Here is a 15,194-nt window from a genome sequence, read left to right as displayed (position 1 = left end):
GTCGCGGTCGGCGCAGAGGCGTTCAGGGCTGCGTGAAGCGGTCGCCGCGGCGAACCGGTTCCTGCACCGACAGGATCAGCGCGTACGACATGCGGTCGAACACGCGGAAGACGAACAGGAAGCCATGACGCTCGTCCGGCAGCTTGATCGCCGGCGAACCGGCCACGGTCTTGTCGGTGGTGCGGGCGCCGTCTTTCCACAGCGCCAGCACGTTGCCCTTCTCGAGGCCGTCGCGCGCGCCCTTGTTCAGCGACACGATCTGGTTCTGGCCGGCGGCCACCGCCTCGCCGTACACCGACACGATCTGCCCGGCGATCGGCGATTGCGGCGCGCGCGGCACGTAATTCTGGAACTCGCGCGGAGGCACCGGCGACAGCTTGTCGCCGACGCGCACTTCCTGGCGGATGTTGTTCAGCATGAACGTGTCGGGGACGATGTCGTCGGCACGGGCGGTGCCGCTGGTGTCGCCCTGGCGGATCAGCTCGCCGGTGCCGAGGTAGAACGCTTCGTAGCCCAGCACCTCGTTGGTGGTCGGGTCGCGCAGCGGCTGCGGTTCGCGGAAGAAACGGAAGTTGCGCAGGCCGCCCAGGTCGCCCCGCACGTAGGCCTTGTCGCCACGGGCCAGCAGCACGCGGCCTTCGGGCGTCGCGACGACGCGCGGCGCCTTCGCGAGTTCGTTCTCGTCGAGGATCAGCGCCTCGTTCAGGAACGGCTCGATCAGGTTCAGCGCGATTGCCGGGATGCCGTCGCGCGACAGGTCGCCTTCACGCACGCGCGGCGACAGCTTGACGACGCCGCCCTGCTCGCCGCTGCCGACGCGCAGGCGGGCACGGCCGTTGGCCTTGTCGAGGAACAGCACCTGGCCCGGGTAGATCAGGTGGGGATTGCGGATCTGGTCGAGGTTCATGCCCCACAGCTCGGGCCAGCGCCACGGGCTGACGAGGAACATGCTGGAGATGCCCCACAGCGTGTCGCCGGTCTTCACGGTGTAGGAATCGGGGGCGTTCGGCGACAGCTCGGACAGTGCGACGCCGGCCTCGGCCACCTGCTTGGCGGTGCTGCGCTGCTTGGGCGTGATCGGGTAGTTGCCGGCTTCCGCGTTCGCGGTCGCGGAACCGAAGCAAACGCCCAGCGCAACGGTGATGGCAGCAGCCCGGGGGAACGACAGGGCGATACGGTGGCTTCGGGTCATGAAGGTAAGTCTCCGGGCGCTCAGGCAGCACAATGCTGCGTTGTGCGGTTAACTGAACCGGGCCGCGGCACGACGCCTGCGACTCGGCGAAAATCTTCATTCAGTTTCACAGATTCTGCCCCTAAACCCTTGATATCGCAACGAAATTGACTTCCGGACACACCTCGCGTGAGTCCTGTCACGCCCTCCGGCGTTGCGCGTTTCCCACATGGCCAAGCTCTCGATCCTTCGTTACCCCGATCCGCGCCTGCACACCGTTGCCAAGCCTGTCACGCAAGTGGACGCACGCATCCGACAGCTCGTCGACGACATGCTGGAGACCATGTACCAGGCCGATGGCGTCGGCCTGGCCGCGACGCAGGTCGATGTCCACGAACGCGTGATCGTGATCGACACGTCGGAACGCCGCGACGAACCGCACGTGCTGATCAACCCCGAACTGACGGCGCGCAGCGACGAGATGCTGACCGGCGACGAAGGCTGCCTGTCGGTACCGCAGGTCTACGACAAGGTGCCGCGCCACGCGCGCGTCAGCGTGCGCGCGTTGAATCGCGCCGGCGAAAGCTACGAGTTCGACGCCGAAGGGCTGCTGGCGGTGTGCGTGCAGCACGAGATGGACCACCTGCTCGGCAAGGTCTTCGTCGAATACCTGAGCCCGATGAAGCGCGACCGCATCAAGACCAAGATGCTGAAGCGGACCCGCGACGAGCAGCGCCCCTGATGCCGTCGATGCGCGTCGTCTTCGCCGGCACCCCCGAGTTCGCGCAGGTCGCGCTGGCCCGGCTGCAGGCCGCCGGTTTCGAGATTCCTCTGGTGCTGACGCAGCCGGATCGCCCCGCCGGGCGCGGCCTGAAGCTGCAGCCGTCGCCGGTGAAGGCCTTCGCCGACAGCCACGGCATCGCGGTGGCCCAGCCGCGCAGCCTGCGCCTCGACGGCAAGTACCCCGCCGACGCGGCCGCCGCCCAGGCCGCGTTGCAGGCGGCCCGCCCGGACGCGATGGTCGTGGCCGCCTACGGGCTGATCCTGCCGCAGTGGGTGCTCGACCTGCCGGCGCGCGGCTGCCTGAACATCCACGCGTCGCTGCTGCCGCGCTGGCGCGGCGCGGCGCCGATCCACCGCGCGATCGAGGCCGGCGACGCGCAGACCGGCATCACGATCATGCAGATGGATGCCGGGCTCGACACCGGCGACATGCTGCTGGTCGAGGCGCTGCCCATCCTGCCGACCGACACCACCGCCAGCCTGCACGACCGGCTGGCGCCGCTCGGCGGGCGCCTGATCGTCGAGGCACTCGAGCTGGCGGCCTGCGGCGGCATGCCCCGCACGCCGCAGCCGGCCGAGGGCATCACGTATGCGCACAAGATCGACAAGGCGGAGGCGGCAGTCGACTGGGCGCTGCCGGCCGAGCAGGTCGAGCGCCGGCTGCGCGCCTTCGACCCGTTCCCCGGCGCGACCGGCCTGCTCGACGGCGAGACCGTGAAGCTGTGGCGCGGCACCGTGCGCACCGGCAGCGGCCGGCCAGGCGCCGTGCTGTCGAGCGGCCCTGACGGGCTGGAGGTCGCCTGCGGCCGCGGCTCGCTGCTGCTGACCGAGCTGCAGCGCCCCGGCGGCAAGCGGCTGCCGGCCGCGGCCTGGCTGCAATCGCGGCCGGTCGCCCCGGGCAGCGCATTCAGCCACGCCGATTGAACTTGGGCGGCGGGACCTCATCTGAGGCCCTGTTGCAAGAGAAAGGGCTCCCCCATGTTCAACCTGTTGAAGACCGCGGTGCTGATGGCTGCCATCACGGCGCTGTTCATGGCCATCGGCGCGCTGATCGGCGGCCGCGCCGGCATGATGGTCGCGCTGGTCGTGGCCGTCGGCATGAACTTCTTCAGCTACTGGTTCTCCGACAAGATGGTGCTGCGCATGTACAACGCGCAGGAAGTCGACGAGCGCTCGGCGCCGCAGTTCTACCGGATGGTGCACGATCTCGCGCAACGTGCGCAGCTGCCGATGCCGCGCGTCTACCTGATCAACGAAGACGCCCCGAACGCGTTCGCGACCGGCCGCAACCCGGAGCATGCGGCGGTGGCCGCCACCACCGGCATCCTGCGCGTGCTGAGCGAGCGCGAGCTGCGCGGCGTGATGGCCCATGAACTGGCCCACGTGCGCCACCGCGACATCCTGATCAGCACGATCAGCGCGACGATGGCCGGCGCGATCTCGATGCTCGCGAACTTCGCGATGTTCTTCGGCGGCCGCGACAGCGAAGGCCGGCCGCAGAACCCGATCGTCGGGCTGCTGGTGATGCTGCTCGCGCCGCTGGCGGCCAGCCTGATCCAGATGGCGATCAGCCGGGCCCGCGAGTTCGAGGCCGACCGCGGCGGCGCCGAGATCTCCGGCGACCCGCAGGCGCTGGCCAGCGCGCTGCAGAAGATCCACCGCTACGCGCAGGGCATGCCGCTCGAGGCCGCCGAGCGCCACCCGGAGACGGCACAGATGATGATCATGAACCCGCTGTCCGGCGGAGGCTTGCGCGGGCTGTTCTCGACACACCCGTCGACCGAGGAGCGCGTCGCGCGGCTGCTCGCGATGCAGGCCGCCTGAGCCGCACCGCCAAAGCCTGGAACTGGCCCCTCTTCGAGGGGCTTTTTCGCATCTGGCCCGCGTGCGAACCAGTGGACACTGCAACAACGACCCGTCCCGACCACCGCCCGCCATGCCACGCCACCTGATCCCTGCGCTCCTGCTCTGCACCGCCGCCGTCGCCGGCTGCGACATGCTGGGCGTCGATTCGGCCGAGAAGCTGGCCGCGGCGCGCGAAGCCGACGGCCGCGCGATCGGCGGCGCCTGCCGCCACGCCAACCGGGCCATCGAGGATTGCTATGCACTGAACAAGAAGGCCGACAAGGCCTCGGTGTTCGCCGGCTGGCGCGACATGAACGACTACATGCGCGAGAACAAGATCGAGCCGGTGGCGCCGCAGATCGGCGGCGCCAAGTCGGCCGAATCGCGCAGCGAGGCCAAGTCCGAAGCCAGATCGGAAGGCAAGACCGAGATGCGCGCCGACGTGAAGCCCGAGAAGGCCGCCGACGGCGAGGCCCCGGCCGAAGCTGCCCCGGCACCCGAGAAGCGTCCCAAGGCATCGGGCGCGAAGCCCGCCAGGCACAGCGACACCTGACAGCGGGAATACCCGCATGCGGTGACAATGCCCGCATGAGTTCATCGCTGCGCGCCCTCCTCCGCCACCCCCAGTTCGCCGCCGGGGTGCGCGAGATGTCCGGCGTCAGCCTGGGCATCGCCGCCTGGGGCCTGGTGACCGGCGTCGCGATGGTGAAGGCCGGCCTGTCGATCCCGCTGTCGCTGCTGATGACCTTCGCGGTGTTCGCCGGCAGCGCGCAGCTGGCCGCGATCCCGTTGATGGGCGCCGGCTCGCCGGCCTGGGTGGTCTGGGCCACCGCGCTGTGCATCAACCTGCGCTTCGTGATCTTCAGCGCCCACTGGCGGCCCTTCTTCATGCGCTTCCCGCGCGGCCAGCGCATGCTGCTCGGCTACCTGACCGCCGACCTGAACTATGTGCTGTTCATGAAGAAGTTCAAGGAACCGCGCGACGACGAAGGCCAGATCGAGTACTTCCTCGGCAGCAGTGCGATGAGCTGGCTGGCCTGGCAGCTGCCGTCGGTGCTCGGCATCGTGCTGGCCGACGTGGTGCCGACCCATTGGGGGCTCGGTTTCGCCGGCGTGCTGGCGCTGCTCGGGCTGGGCTACGCGCTGATGTCCGACAAGGCGACCAGCTTTGCGGCCGTGGTGGCCGGCGCGGCCGCGGTGGCCGCGTTCGCGCTGCCGTACCGGCTGAACATGGTGGTCGCGATCGCTGCGGCGGTGTGCATCGGGCTGATGATCGACGGCGGCGGCGATGCCGGGCGGCGCGTGCTGGCATCGCTGATGCGCAGCAAGCCACGCGACGGGGTCGCGTCATGAGCGAACTCGAATCCCTCATCACGATCATCGGCCTGACCGCGATCACCGTGGTCACGCGCTGCTTCTTCCTGGTCTCCGACCGCGAACTGCGCCTGCCCGGCTGGGTGCAGCGCGGCTTGCGGTACGCGCCGCTGGCCGCACTGGCGGCCGTCGTCGCGCCCGAGGTCTTGATGAGCCAGGGCCAGCTGATCGCCACCTGGCAGGACGCGCGGCTGTGGTCCGTGCTGGCCGCGACGGTGTATTTCTTCTGGCGCCGCGGCATCCTCGGCACGATCCTCGTCGGCATGGCCGTGCTGGTGCCGCTGAAACTGCTGGCGGGCTGGTAGATGCGCTGGCGCGGGATGGCCCGGCTGGTGTCCAATGCCCGCTGGATCTGGAAACCGCTTCGTAACTTTTACGGCCGCGGCATCCCTAGAATTCCCCCTCTAAACTTTGCCCGCCCATGAACGTTCTCCGTTTTGAAGACCTTGCAGCCCAAGGCAAAGCTGCAGGCCAGCGCGTGTTCATCCGCGCCGACCTGAATGTGCCGCTGGACGACACCGGCCGCATCACCGAAGACACCCGCATCCGCGCCTCCGTCCCCTGCATCGAACTGGCCCTGAAAGCCGGCGCGGCGGTGATGGTGACCTCGCACCTGGGCCGCCCGACCGAGGGCGAGTTCAAGCCGGCGGACTCGCTGGCGCCGGTTGCGAAGCGGCTCTCCGAGCTGCTCGGCCGCGAGGTGCCGGTGATCGCGAACTGGACCGACGGCGTGCAGGTCGCGCCCGGCCAGGTGGTGCTGCTCGAGAACTGCCGAGTCAACAAGGGCGAGAAGAAGAACAGCGAAGAGCTCTCGCGCAAGATGGCCGCGCTGTGCGACATTTTCGTGCACGACGCCTTCGGCACCGCGCACCGCGCCGAGGCCTCGACCTACGGCATCGCCCAGTTCGCGAAGATCGCCTGCGCCGGCCCGCTGCTGGCCGCCGAGATCGACGCGATCACGAAGGCGCTGGCCAACCCGAAGCGGCCGCTGGTGGCGATCGTCGCCGGCAGCAAGGTCAGCACCAAGCTGACGATCCTGCAATCGCTCGCGAAGAACGTCGACCAGTTGATCGTCGGCGGCGGCATCGCCAACACCTTCCTGCTGGCCGCCGGCCTGCCGATCGGCAAGTCGCTGGTCGAGGCCGACCTGGTCGGCGAGGCCCGGGCCGTGATCGACGCGATGAAGGCGCGCGGCGCTGCGGTGCCGATCCCGACCGACGTCGTCACCGCGAAGGCCTTCGCGGCCGACGCGCCGGCCACCGTGAAGGCGGCAGCGGCCGTCGAACCCGACGACCTGATCCTCGACATCGGCCCGGAGACGTCGGCCAGGCTCGCCGCCCAGCTGAAGGCCGCCGGCACCATCGTCTGGAACGGCCCGGTCGGCGTGTTCGAGTTCGACGCGTTCGCGCATGGCACCGAAACGCTGGCACGCGCGATCGCTGCGTCGGACGCGTTCAGCATCGCCGGCGGCGGCGACACGCTGGCCGCGATCGCGAAATACGGCATCGAGAAGGATGTCGGCTACATCTCGACCGGCGGCGGCGCGTTCCTGGAAGTGCTGGAAGGCAAGACGCTGCCGGCCTTCGAAATTCTTCAGCGCCGTGCCCAAGGCTGACCGTTCCGGCCACGTGCCGGCCCACCGCGTGCCGGCACCGCTCTTTGCAGCACCGCTGATCGCAGCACCCACAACGACAAGACCGGAGACCCTCACCATGCCACGCGCCACCAAGATCGTCGCCACCCTCGGCCCCGCTTCGAGCTCGCCGGAGGTGCTGGCGCAGATGATCCGCGCCGGCGTCGACGTGGTGCGGCTCAACTTCTCGCACGGCAAGGCGCAGGACCACATCGACCGTGCCAACCTGGTGCGCGAGGTCGCCCGCGCCGTCGGCAAGGAAGTGGCCATCATGGCCGACCTGCAGGGCCCGAAGATCCGCGTCGGCAAGTTCGAAGGCGGCAAGACGATGCTCGAGCCGGGCCAGAAGTTCGTGCTCGACGCCAGCAGCACCGCGCTCGGCACCAACGAACTGGTGAGCCTCGACTACAAGGAGCTGCCGCGCGACGTGAAGCCGGGCGACACGCTGCTGCTGAACGACGGGCTGCTGAAGCTGACCGTCGACGCGGTGCGCGGCGACCAGGTGCACACCACCGTGGTGATCGGCGGCGAGCTGTCGAACAACAAGGGCATCAACAAGGCCGGTGGCGGCCTGACGGCCCCGGCGCTGACCGCCAAGGACATGGAGGACATCAAGACCGCGATGAGCTTCCAGTGCGAGTACCTGGCGGTGAGCTTCCCGAAGAACGCGACCGACATGGAGATGGCGCGCCAGCTGGCGAACGTGGCCGGCGAGCCGTGGCGCCACAAGCCGGCGCTGATCGCGAAGATCGAGCGCACCGAAGCGATTCCCGCGCTCGAGAGCATCCTGCGCGCGAGCGACGGCATCATGGTCGCGCGCGGCGACCTGGCGGTCGAGGTCGGCAATGCCGCGGTGCCGGCACTGCAGAAACGCATGATCAAGATGGCGCGCGAGATGGACCGCGTCGTCATCACCGCGACGCAGATGATGGAATCGATGATCGTCAACCCGGTGCCCACGCGCGCCGAGGTGAGCGACGTCGCCAATGCGGTGCTCGACGGCACCGATGCGGTGATGCTCAGCGCCGAGACGGCCGCCGGCCGGTACCCGGTCGAGACGGTCGAGATGATGTCGACCATCTGCATCGAGGCCGAGCGCGCCGAGGAGATCTCGCTCGATGCCGGCTTCACCAACAAGAAGTTCGGCCGCATCGACCAGTCGATCGCGATGGGCGCGCTGTTCACCGCGTACCACCTGGGCTGCAAGGCGATCCTCGCGTTGACCGAATCGGGTTCGACCTCGCTGTGGATGAGCCGCCACAAGATCCACGTGCCGATCTACGGCCTGACCTCGCAGGTCGTCACGCAGCGCAAGATGATGCTGTACCGCAACGTGCGCCCGCTGCTGATGCCGAACTTCAGCGACCGCGACGAGGCGCTGAAGCGCGCCGAGATGCTGCTGATCGAGAAGGGCGTGCTGAAGCCGGGCGACACCTACGCGATCACCTGCGGCGAGCCGATGGGCTACCCCGGCGGCACCAACATGCTGAAGGTATGCCGAGTCGGCTGAGCCCAAGCACAATGGCGGGATGACGCTCGCCCTCGCTGATATCCGTGCCGCCGCCGAGCGCCTGCACGGCCAGGTGCTCGACACCCCCTGCGTTCCCTCGCGAACCCTCTCGGCCATCGCCGGCTGCGAGGTGTTCCTGAAATTCGAGAACCTGCAGTTCACCGCCTCGTTCAAGGAGCGCGGCGCCCTCAACAAGATCGCCCAGCTGAGCGACATCGAGCGCGCGCGTGGGGTGCTCGCCGTGTCGGCCGGCAACCATGCCCAGGGCGTCGCGTACCACGCGCAGCGGTTGGGCATTCCCGCCACCATCGTGATGCCGCGCTTCGCGCCGGCGGTGAAGGTCGAACGCACGCGCGGCTTCGGCGCCACCGTGGTGCTCGAAGGCGATACCTTCGACGATGCGCGCGCGCACGGCCTGCGGCTGGCGCAGGAGCGCGCCCTGACGCTGGTGCACCCCTACGACGACCTGCAGGTGGCGGCCGGCCAGGGCACGCTCGGCCTGGAGATGCTCGCGCAGCAGCCGACGCTCGACACGCTGGTGGTCGCGATCGGCGGCGGCGGCTTGATCGGCGGCGTGGCCACCGCGGCCAAGGCGCTGAAGCCCGGCATCCAGGTGATCGGCGTGCAGACCGAGCGCTTCCCGGCCGTCTGGAATGCGGTGCACGGCCAGCAGCGCGAGAGCGCGCAGGCCACCATCGCCGACGGCATCGGCGTCAAGGTGCCCGGTGCCGCCACCGTGCCGCTGATCAAGCAGCATGTCGACGACGTGCTGCTGGTCGGCGAGGACGACATCGAGCAGGCGATCCTGATGCTGCTGGAGATCGAGAAGACGGTGGTCGAAGGCGCCGGCGCCGTCGGCCTCGCGGCCTTGATGAAGCATCGGGCACGCTTCGCCGGCCGCAAGGTCGGGCTGATCCTGTGCGGCGGCAACATCGAGCCGCTGGTGCTGGGCGAGATCATCCAGCGCGGCATGGTGAAGTCGGGCCGGCTCGCGCGCCTGCGCATGGACGTGCGCGACGTGCCGGGCGCGCTGGCCGACGTCGCGACGCTGCTCGGCAAGCTGGGCGCCAACATCGACGAGGTGCAGCACCAGCGGGCGTTCAGCTCGCTGTCGGTGGAACGCGCGGAGATCGAGGTGGTGGTGCACACGCGCGGCGTGGCCCACATCGAGGAGATCCTGGCGGCGATGCGGGCGCAGGGTTACCGCGCCGAAAGAATCGGGTGATGACGACCCCTCGGTCGGCGAGTACGCAGACCGATCCCCCGGAGGGATGCGGGCCGGCTTGGGGCGGCCCGGCGCTCGGCCCGCTGCGCCTCAGGCGGCGCTCCGAATGCTGCCGACCATCGCCGCCACCGCCGGCAGCATGTTGATCGGCACCAGCTCCAGCCCCTGCTGCTCCGTGGCGAGCACGCGGAACAGCTCGTCCGCAAAACTGTGCCCGACGCTGCTGATCCCGCTGAAATCCACCTCGGCGCGGCGGAACTGGTTCAGCCGGGCGCCGACACGGCGCGCCTGCGAGCGCGACTCCAACCCCGATTGCGTCGTCGTCAGCAGGCGCAGCGGCACCACGGTGCGCTCGAAGTCGTAGCCAGCGCCGTCGGCGCTGTGCGCCTGCAGCACCGCTTCCAGCGAGCGCGTGCTGTCGAGCGCGAACGCGGCGTAGACCGAGGTGCCGTGGCACTTCAGCGGCTTGCCTTCGCGCCAGCGGCCGGCTTCCCAGCCGCGGTGCTGGAAGGCCGATTCGTTCGCATGCAGGTCGAACACGTCGGCCAGCTTCGACGTGAAGAACAGCCCGCGGCCGCAGTGACGGTCCGGCGCGCTGGTCAGCTTGCCCTTGCTGAGCTCGAGCATCGCGAGGTGCGGCTCGTCGAGCGCGAAGGCTTCATTGATCTTGTCGAACACGCCGCGACCGTCGTCCGACACCAGCAGCTGCGCATGGCTCGCGGTCTGGCGCAGCGACACCGTGACCTGGCGGCCGGCGCTGTGGTCGATCGCGTTGTTCAGCAGCTCGGTGAACGCGTGGTGCACCATGCGACGCACCGCATCGGGGAAGGCGAAGAACGGTGCGAAGTCGCGCGCCCATGGCAGGTCTTCCGACAGGCCGTCGAGCGGGTAGCGCTGCACCACCTGGCGCATCACGCCCGGCCGGTAGCTCGGTCGCGAGACGGCGCCTTCGCGCACCAGCCAGCCCATCTCGGTCAGCCGCCGCAAGGCCTTGTTGGCAGTGGCGCGCGACACCCCGGCGCGCTGCATCAGCTGCGACGCGAGTTCGGTCGGCTGCTGCTGCGCGGCAGCGGTGATCCACAGGGTGAGTGCATTCAGGTCGAGTCGGGCCATGGCGGGTTCCCTCCAGCGGGGCGAGCGGTCGGATGTTGGCGTCCAGTGTCCGCCGCGTCCGCGCCGGCTTGAGCCGGAAAAGCAAGGCAAAGCCGGCCCAGTTCCGCAGCCGGCGGGCCGGCCCGTTTCCTGCAAAAGCCCGCGGCCCCCCCGGGCACCCCGCGGTCATGGGAGGTCCTCATGCCGGCGGGGTTTTCCCGCGGGGCCCGTCAGTACAATCGCCCGGAGTTACAGCGCGGTTTCATGCCGGCTGAAGGGTTTCTTCACTTCCTGGGTCATCGCCATGCCACTCGTTTCAATGCGCCAGCTGCTGGACCATGCCGCCGAGAACGGCTACGGAATTCCGGCCTTCAACGTCAACAACCTCGAACAGGTGCAGGCCGTGATGAGCGCCGCCGACGAGGTCGGCGCCCCGGTCATCCTGCAGGCCAGCGCCGGCGCCCGCAAGTACGCCGGCGAGCCGTTCATCAAGCACCTGATCCTTGCGGCGGTTGAAAGTTACCCCCGGGTTCCATTGGTGATGCACCAGGACCACGGCCAGAACCCGGACGTCTGCCAGGGCGCGATCGCCCTCGGCTTCAGCTCGGTGATGATGGACGGCTCGCTGCAGGCCGACGGCAAGACCATCGCCAGCTACGACTACAACGTCGACGTGACGCGCAAGGTGGTCGACATGGCGCACCGGGTCGGCGTCACCGTCGAAGGCGAGCTCGGCGTGCTCGGTTCGCTCGAGACGATGAAGGGCGACAAGGAAGACGGCCACGGTACCGACGCGACGATGACGCTGGACCAGCTGCTGACCGACCCGGAGCAGGCCGCCGACTTCGTCAAGCGCACCCAGCTCGACGCGCTGGCCATCGCGATCGGCACCAGCCACGGCGCCTACAAGTTCACCCGCAAGCCGACCGGCGACATCCTCGCGATCGGCCGCATCAAGGAAATCCACGCCCGCATCCCGAACACCCACCTGGTGATGCACGGCAGTTCGAGCGTGCCGCAGGAGCTGCTGGCCGCGATCCGCGAGTTCGGCGGCGACATGAAGGAAACCTACGGCGTGCCGGTCAGCGAGATCCAGGAAGCCATCAAGCACGGCGTGCGCAAGATCAACATCGACACCGACATCCGCCTCGCGATGACGGCGGCCATCCGCAAGTTCTTCGTGCAGCACCCCGAGAAGTTCGACCCGCGCGAATACCTGAAGCCGGCGCGCGAAGCCGCCAAGGCGATCTGCAGGCAGCGCTACCTGGAGTTCGGCTGCGAGGGGCAGGCGGGCAAGATCAAGGCGCAGAGTCTGCAACAGGTGGCGCAGCGCTATGCGAAGGGCGAGCTGGCGCAGATGGTGGTCTGAAACCCGCATCCTCACGGTTGATGAAGCCCGGCCGCGCCGGGCTTCGTCGGTCCCGGCTCACTACAATCCGGCGCTGTCCTGCCCCTGCGCCGAAAGAGCCCATGAACGCCGTGCTGAACTCCACCCTCACCTCCCTGCCCCTGCTCGCGCGCGGCAAGGTCCGCGACAACTACGCGGTGGGCGAAGACCGCATCCTGATGCTCGCGAGCGACCGCCTCAGCGCGTTCGACGTGATCATGGGCGAGCCGATCCCCGGCAAGGGCGAGCTGCTGACGCAGATGGCGCTGTTCTGGTTCGCCCACCTCGAAGGGATCGTTCCGAACCACCTGACCGGCGACGATCCCGAGAGCGTCGTGACCGCCGCCGAACGCCCGCAGGTGCGCGGCCGCTCGATGCTCGTGAAGCGCCTGAAGCCGCTGCCAGTCGAGGCCGTCGTGCGCGGCTACCTGGCCGGCAGCGGCTGGACCGAATACCAGCAGAGCCAGTCGGTGTGCGGCGTCGCGCTGCCGGCCGGGCTGAAGAACGCGAGCCCGCTGCCCGCGCCGATCTTCACGCCGGCCACCAAGGCCGAGATGGGCGACCACGACGAGAACATCTCGTTCGACCGCATGGCGCAGATCATCGGCGCCGAACTCGCCGCCCGCGTGCGCGACACCGCGATCCAGCTCTACACCCGCGCCGCCGGCATCGCGCTGAAGAAGGGCATCATCATCGCCGACACCAAGTTCGAGTTCGGCCTCGACCGCGACGGCACGCTGACGCTGATGGACGAGGTGCTGACGCCCGACTCGTCGCGCTTCTGGCCGGTCGAAGGCTACGACGCCGCATTCCGCGAGGGCCGCAACCCGCCGAGCTACGACAAGCAGTTCGTGCGCGACTGGCTGGAGCAGGCCCGCGTCGACGGCCAGCCCTGGGGCAAGCGCGCGCCGGCCCCGGCGCTGCCCGCCGAGGTGGTCGAGAAGACCGCCGCCAAGTACCGCGAAGCCCTGCAACGCCTGACCTCCTAAGCGTCATGCAGTCCCGCCTGCTGAAGCAGCTCGATGCCGCGATCGCTGCCGCAAGCAACCCGGTCAAGGCCGATTGCCTGCGCGCCGAGCGCGCCTGCCTGGTGGCGCGCCATGGCCACTTCGACGACGCGCGCAAGACGCTGACCGGCCTGCAGCAGCAGTACGCGCGGCAACCGAACATGGTGCTGAGCGCGTGGATCAGCCTGGCCGAAGGGCTGATCGCGCACTACGGCAAGCTCGGCGCGGCCGAGGCGGTCGACAAGATCCACCGCGCCTATGCGATGAGCGGCGCCGCGCGCGAGCCGGCGCTGCATGCGCTGTGCTGCGCCTGGCTGGCCCACCTCGATTACGTGAAGCACGATTTCGTGTCGATGGCGCGCCGCGTCGCCGAGACGCTGGAGCTGGCGGACGCGAAGCACCACGCGGCCCGTTCGCGCATCGGCCTGGTGATCGCGCAGACCTACCACTTCGCCGGCCGCTACGACCGCGCCCAGCCCTGGTACGCGCTGACCCGCCAGCACGGCACCGCCGAGGGCGACGAAGCGACGCTCGCGGCGCTGCTGGCCAACATGGCCTGGCTGAACACGAGCCAGGCGCGCCAGAACGTGCTGAGCGGCCCCGGCGAAGCGCAGGCCACGCGGCAGGCGATGCTCGGCGCCGAGTCGTCGCAGAACTTCGATGCGCTGGTCGGCACTGCGGCGCTGGAGGCGCTGGCGCCGATCCTGCGGGCGCAGCTGCTGTCGCTGCAGGGCCGGCATGCCGATGCGCTGCCGTTGTACGAGCAGCACCTCGACCCCGCATTGACGCAGGGCGCAGCCCACATGGCGAACTGGCTGCGGGCCGACCTGGCATGGTGCCGGGTCCAGCTGAAGCAGCACGAGCTGGCGCGCGAAGAAGCGCAGGCCGCCGAGGCCGCGAACCGCGACGACTGCGACCTCGACGACCGGGCCGCGACGCACAGCCGGCTCGCGCAGGTCTACGCGGCGCTCGGGCAGCCGGATGCCGCCAGGAAGCACTCGCAGCAGGCCGAGGCCGCCTGGCGCGCCTTTGCCGACGAGCAGGCCGAAGTGCTGCGCCTGATCGACGCCGCGCTCCGCGAACACCGTTCGCCCTGAGCCTGTCGAAGGGTCTGCGCGCGCAGCGCCAGGGCTTCGGCCAGCTCAGCCCGGCCCTTCGACAGGCTCAGGGCGAACGCCGGTCTGCTCAGAACGGCGGCTTGCTCAGAACAGCGCCATGCTCAGCTTGCGCCGGTACTGGTCGACCACCGGATCGGCCGGTGCGGTGTTGACCTTGCCGGCCACCTCGACCGCGCCCTTCGGGGCCGCCGCTTCGGCCTTGGCCGGTGCCGGCTTGCTCATCAGCTCGAGGATCGCGACGTAGGTCTTGCGCGCGAGCTCGCCGTTCCAGGCCTTGTCGCGCATCACGATCTCGAGCAGCTCGTCCATCGCCTGCGTGAACCGCTGCGCGGCGAAATGCGTCTGCGCCAGCTCGAAGCGCGCGTCGAAATCGCGCTTGCTGGCCGCGATCGCCGCCGCCAGCTGCTCGGGGCTGCGAGCCGAGGCGGCCTTCTCGCAGGCCGCCAGCCAGTGGCCGGCCGCGGCCAGCCGCGCATCCAGCATCACCTTGCTCGCCACCGGGTCGAACGCGCGCCGCGCATCGTCGACCCGCCCCATCGTCAGCAGCGCGCGCAGGTAGTCGTAGCGCGCGACGTCGTTGCCCGGGTCGATCGCCACCGCCTCCTGCAGCCGCTCCAGCGCGCTGTCGGCATCGCCCTCGGCGAGCAGTTCCTCGGCCGCGGCCAGGTCTTCCTCGGCCGCCGCTTCTTCGGCGCTCGGCACGTGCCGGTCGAGGAATTCGCGCACCTGCGCCTCGGGCAGCGCGCCGACGAAGCCGTCGACCGGCTGGCCGCCCTTGAAGAGCACGCAGAACGGGATGCTGCGCACGCCGAACATCTGCGACAGCTGGCTGGAGATCTCGGGCTGCTCGTCGGCATTCAGCTTGGCCAGCTTGAAGCGCCCGGCATAGGCGACCTCGATCTTCTCGAGCACCGGCGTCAGCGCCTTGCAGGGGCCGCACCACGGCGCCCAGATGTCCAGCAGCACCGGCTGCTCGACCGAGGCGTTGATCAGGTCGGCTTCGAAGTTCTGAATCGTGATGTCCATCGTGTTCCGGCAATGGCAGGCGG

The 15,194-nt window shown here is 69.4% G+C and carries 15 protein-coding genes; 12 read left to right on the top strand and 3 right to left on the bottom strand.

Annotation, left to right across the window (positions count from 1 at the left end):
* Positions 1-22: 22 nt before the first annotated feature.
* Entirely contained in the window at positions 23-1,192 is a 1,170-nt protein-coding gene (locus tag FHT26_RS25845) for a LysM peptidoglycan-binding domain-containing protein (protein ID WP_168562977.1), read from the bottom strand.
* Between the two features lie 208 nt (positions 1,193-1,400).
* On the opposite strand from FHT26_RS25845, the gene def reads away from it, so the two are divergent.
* The 9 genes from def to FHT26_RS25800 all read left to right on the top strand — a co-directional run bounded on the left by def (position 1,401) and on the right by FHT26_RS25800 (position 9,541).
* Positions 1,401-1,913: a peptide deformylase gene (gene def / locus FHT26_RS25840; protein WP_056805243.1), complete on the top strand. Its 513-nt coding sequence runs from the start codon at positions 1,401-1,403 to the stop codon at positions 1,911-1,913.
* Positions 1,914-1,921: 8 nt separating this feature from the next.
* On the top strand, positions 1,922-2,878 hold the full coding sequence (gene fmt / locus FHT26_RS25835) for a methionyl-tRNA formyltransferase (RefSeq protein ID WP_168562976.1): 957 nt from the start codon (positions 1,922-1,924) through the stop codon (positions 2,876-2,878).
* Positions 2,879-2,932: 54 nt separating this feature from the next.
* On the top strand, positions 2,933-3,778 hold the full coding sequence (htpX, locus tag FHT26_RS25830) for a zinc metalloprotease HtpX (protein ID WP_168562975.1): 846 nt from the start codon (positions 2,933-2,935) through the stop codon (positions 3,776-3,778).
* A 112-nt stretch (positions 3,779-3,890) separates the two neighbouring features.
* Positions 3,891-4,352, top strand: a complete 462-nt coding sequence (locus tag FHT26_RS30645; protein WP_168562974.1) for a hypothetical protein — start codon at positions 3,891-3,893, stop codon at positions 4,350-4,352.
* A gap of 35 nt (positions 4,353-4,387) precedes the next feature.
* On the top strand, positions 4,388-5,152 hold the full coding sequence (locus tag FHT26_RS25820; protein WP_168562973.1) for an AzlC family ABC transporter permease: 765 nt from the start codon (positions 4,388-4,390) through the stop codon (positions 5,150-5,152).
* The gene (locus FHT26_RS25815; RefSeq protein ID WP_168562972.1) at positions 5,149-5,478 is read left to right on the top strand and encodes an AzlD domain-containing protein; all 330 of its coding nucleotides are present in this window, start codon (positions 5,149-5,151) and stop codon (positions 5,476-5,478) included. Before FHT26_RS25820 ends, FHT26_RS25815 begins: the two co-directional genes overlap by 4 nt.
* Before the next feature lie 116 nt (positions 5,479-5,594).
* Positions 5,595-6,788, top strand: coding sequence for a phosphoglycerate kinase (locus FHT26_RS25810; RefSeq protein ID WP_168562971.1), 1,194 nt, complete (start codon positions 5,595-5,597; stop codon positions 6,786-6,788).
* Between the two features lie 97 nt (positions 6,789-6,885).
* Positions 6,886-8,316, top strand: a complete 1,431-nt coding sequence (pyk, locus tag FHT26_RS25805) for a pyruvate kinase (protein ID WP_168562970.1) — start codon at positions 6,886-6,888, stop codon at positions 8,314-8,316.
* A 19-nt stretch (positions 8,317-8,335) separates the two neighbouring features.
* Positions 8,336-9,541: a threonine ammonia-lyase gene (locus FHT26_RS25800; protein ID WP_168562969.1), complete on the top strand. Its 1,206-nt coding sequence runs from the start codon at positions 8,336-8,338 to the stop codon at positions 9,539-9,541.
* Positions 9,542-9,631: 90 nt separating this feature from the next.
* Here FHT26_RS25800 and FHT26_RS25795 read toward each other — a convergent pair whose 3' ends face one another.
* Positions 9,632-10,654 carry an ATP-binding protein gene (locus FHT26_RS25795; protein ID WP_168562968.1) on the bottom strand — a complete coding sequence of 341 codons (1,023 nt, stop codon included), beginning with the start codon at positions 10,652-10,654 and terminating at the stop codon, positions 9,632-9,634.
* A gap of 283 nt (positions 10,655-10,937) precedes the next feature.
* On the opposite strand from FHT26_RS25795, the gene fba reads away from it, so the two are divergent.
* From fba to FHT26_RS25780, 3 genes are all read left to right on the top strand, one after another.
* Complete coding sequence (gene fba / locus FHT26_RS25790) at positions 10,938-12,002, top strand: class II fructose-bisphosphate aldolase (protein ID WP_168562967.1); 1,065 nt, start codon at positions 10,938-10,940, stop codon at positions 12,000-12,002.
* A 101-nt stretch (positions 12,003-12,103) separates the two neighbouring features.
* On the top strand, positions 12,104-13,009 hold the full coding sequence (locus FHT26_RS25785; protein ID WP_168562966.1) for a phosphoribosylaminoimidazolesuccinocarboxamide synthase: 906 nt from the start codon (positions 12,104-12,106) through the stop codon (positions 13,007-13,009).
* Between the two features lie 5 nt (positions 13,010-13,014).
* Positions 13,015-14,124, top strand: coding sequence for a tetratricopeptide repeat protein (locus tag FHT26_RS25780; protein ID WP_168562965.1), 1,110 nt, complete (start codon positions 13,015-13,017; stop codon positions 14,122-14,124).
* Between the two features lie 105 nt (positions 14,125-14,229).
* Here FHT26_RS25780 and FHT26_RS25775 read toward each other — a convergent pair whose 3' ends face one another.
* Positions 14,230-15,171, bottom strand: a complete 942-nt coding sequence (locus tag FHT26_RS25775) for a tetratricopeptide repeat protein (RefSeq protein ID WP_168562964.1) — start codon at positions 15,169-15,171, stop codon at positions 14,230-14,232.
* Positions 15,172-15,194 lie beyond the last annotated feature (23 nt).

It is taken from the genome of Rhizobacter sp. SG703, from assembly GCF_012275445.1.
Lineage (GTDB): Bacteria > Pseudomonadota > Gammaproteobacteria > Burkholderiales > Burkholderiaceae_C > Rhizobacter.
Note: the sequence above shows the minus strand (reverse complement) of the source record. Positions and strands in the feature narration are given on the sequence as shown.

Coding starts and splice junctions, on each gene's coding strand:
- FHT26_RS25845 (WP_168562977.1), bottom strand. CDS start 1,192: ATGACCCGAAGCCACCGTATCGCCCTGTCGTTCCCCCGGGCTGCTGCC.
- def (WP_056805243.1), top strand. CDS start 1,401: ATGGCCAAGCTCTCGATCCTTCGTTACCCCGATCCGCGCCTGCACACC.
- fmt (WP_168562976.1), top strand. CDS start 1,922: ATGCGCGTCGTCTTCGCCGGCACCCCCGAGTTCGCGCAGGTCGCGCTG.
- htpX (WP_168562975.1), top strand. CDS start 2,933: ATGTTCAACCTGTTGAAGACCGCGGTGCTGATGGCTGCCATCACGGCG.
- FHT26_RS30645 (WP_168562974.1), top strand. CDS start 3,891: ATGCCACGCCACCTGATCCCTGCGCTCCTGCTCTGCACCGCCGCCGTC.
- FHT26_RS25820 (WP_168562973.1), top strand. CDS start 4,388: ATGAGTTCATCGCTGCGCGCCCTCCTCCGCCACCCCCAGTTCGCCGCC.
- FHT26_RS25815 (WP_168562972.1), top strand. CDS start 5,149: ATGAGCGAACTCGAATCCCTCATCACGATCATCGGCCTGACCGCGATC.
- FHT26_RS25810 (WP_168562971.1), top strand. CDS start 5,595: ATGAACGTTCTCCGTTTTGAAGACCTTGCAGCCCAAGGCAAAGCTGCA.
- pyk (WP_168562970.1), top strand. CDS start 6,886: ATGCCACGCGCCACCAAGATCGTCGCCACCCTCGGCCCCGCTTCGAGC.
- FHT26_RS25800 (WP_168562969.1), top strand. CDS start 8,336: ATGACGCTCGCCCTCGCTGATATCCGTGCCGCCGCCGAGCGCCTGCAC.
- FHT26_RS25795 (WP_168562968.1), bottom strand. CDS start 10,654: ATGGCCCGACTCGACCTGAATGCACTCACCCTGTGGATCACCGCTGCC.
- fba (WP_168562967.1), top strand. CDS start 10,938: ATGCCACTCGTTTCAATGCGCCAGCTGCTGGACCATGCCGCCGAGAAC.
- FHT26_RS25785 (WP_168562966.1), top strand. CDS start 12,104: ATGAACGCCGTGCTGAACTCCACCCTCACCTCCCTGCCCCTGCTCGCG.
- FHT26_RS25780 (WP_168562965.1), top strand. CDS start 13,015: ATGCAGTCCCGCCTGCTGAAGCAGCTCGATGCCGCGATCGCTGCCGCA.
- FHT26_RS25775 (WP_168562964.1), bottom strand. CDS start 15,171: ATGGACATCACGATTCAGAACTTCGAAGCCGACCTGATCAACGCCTCG.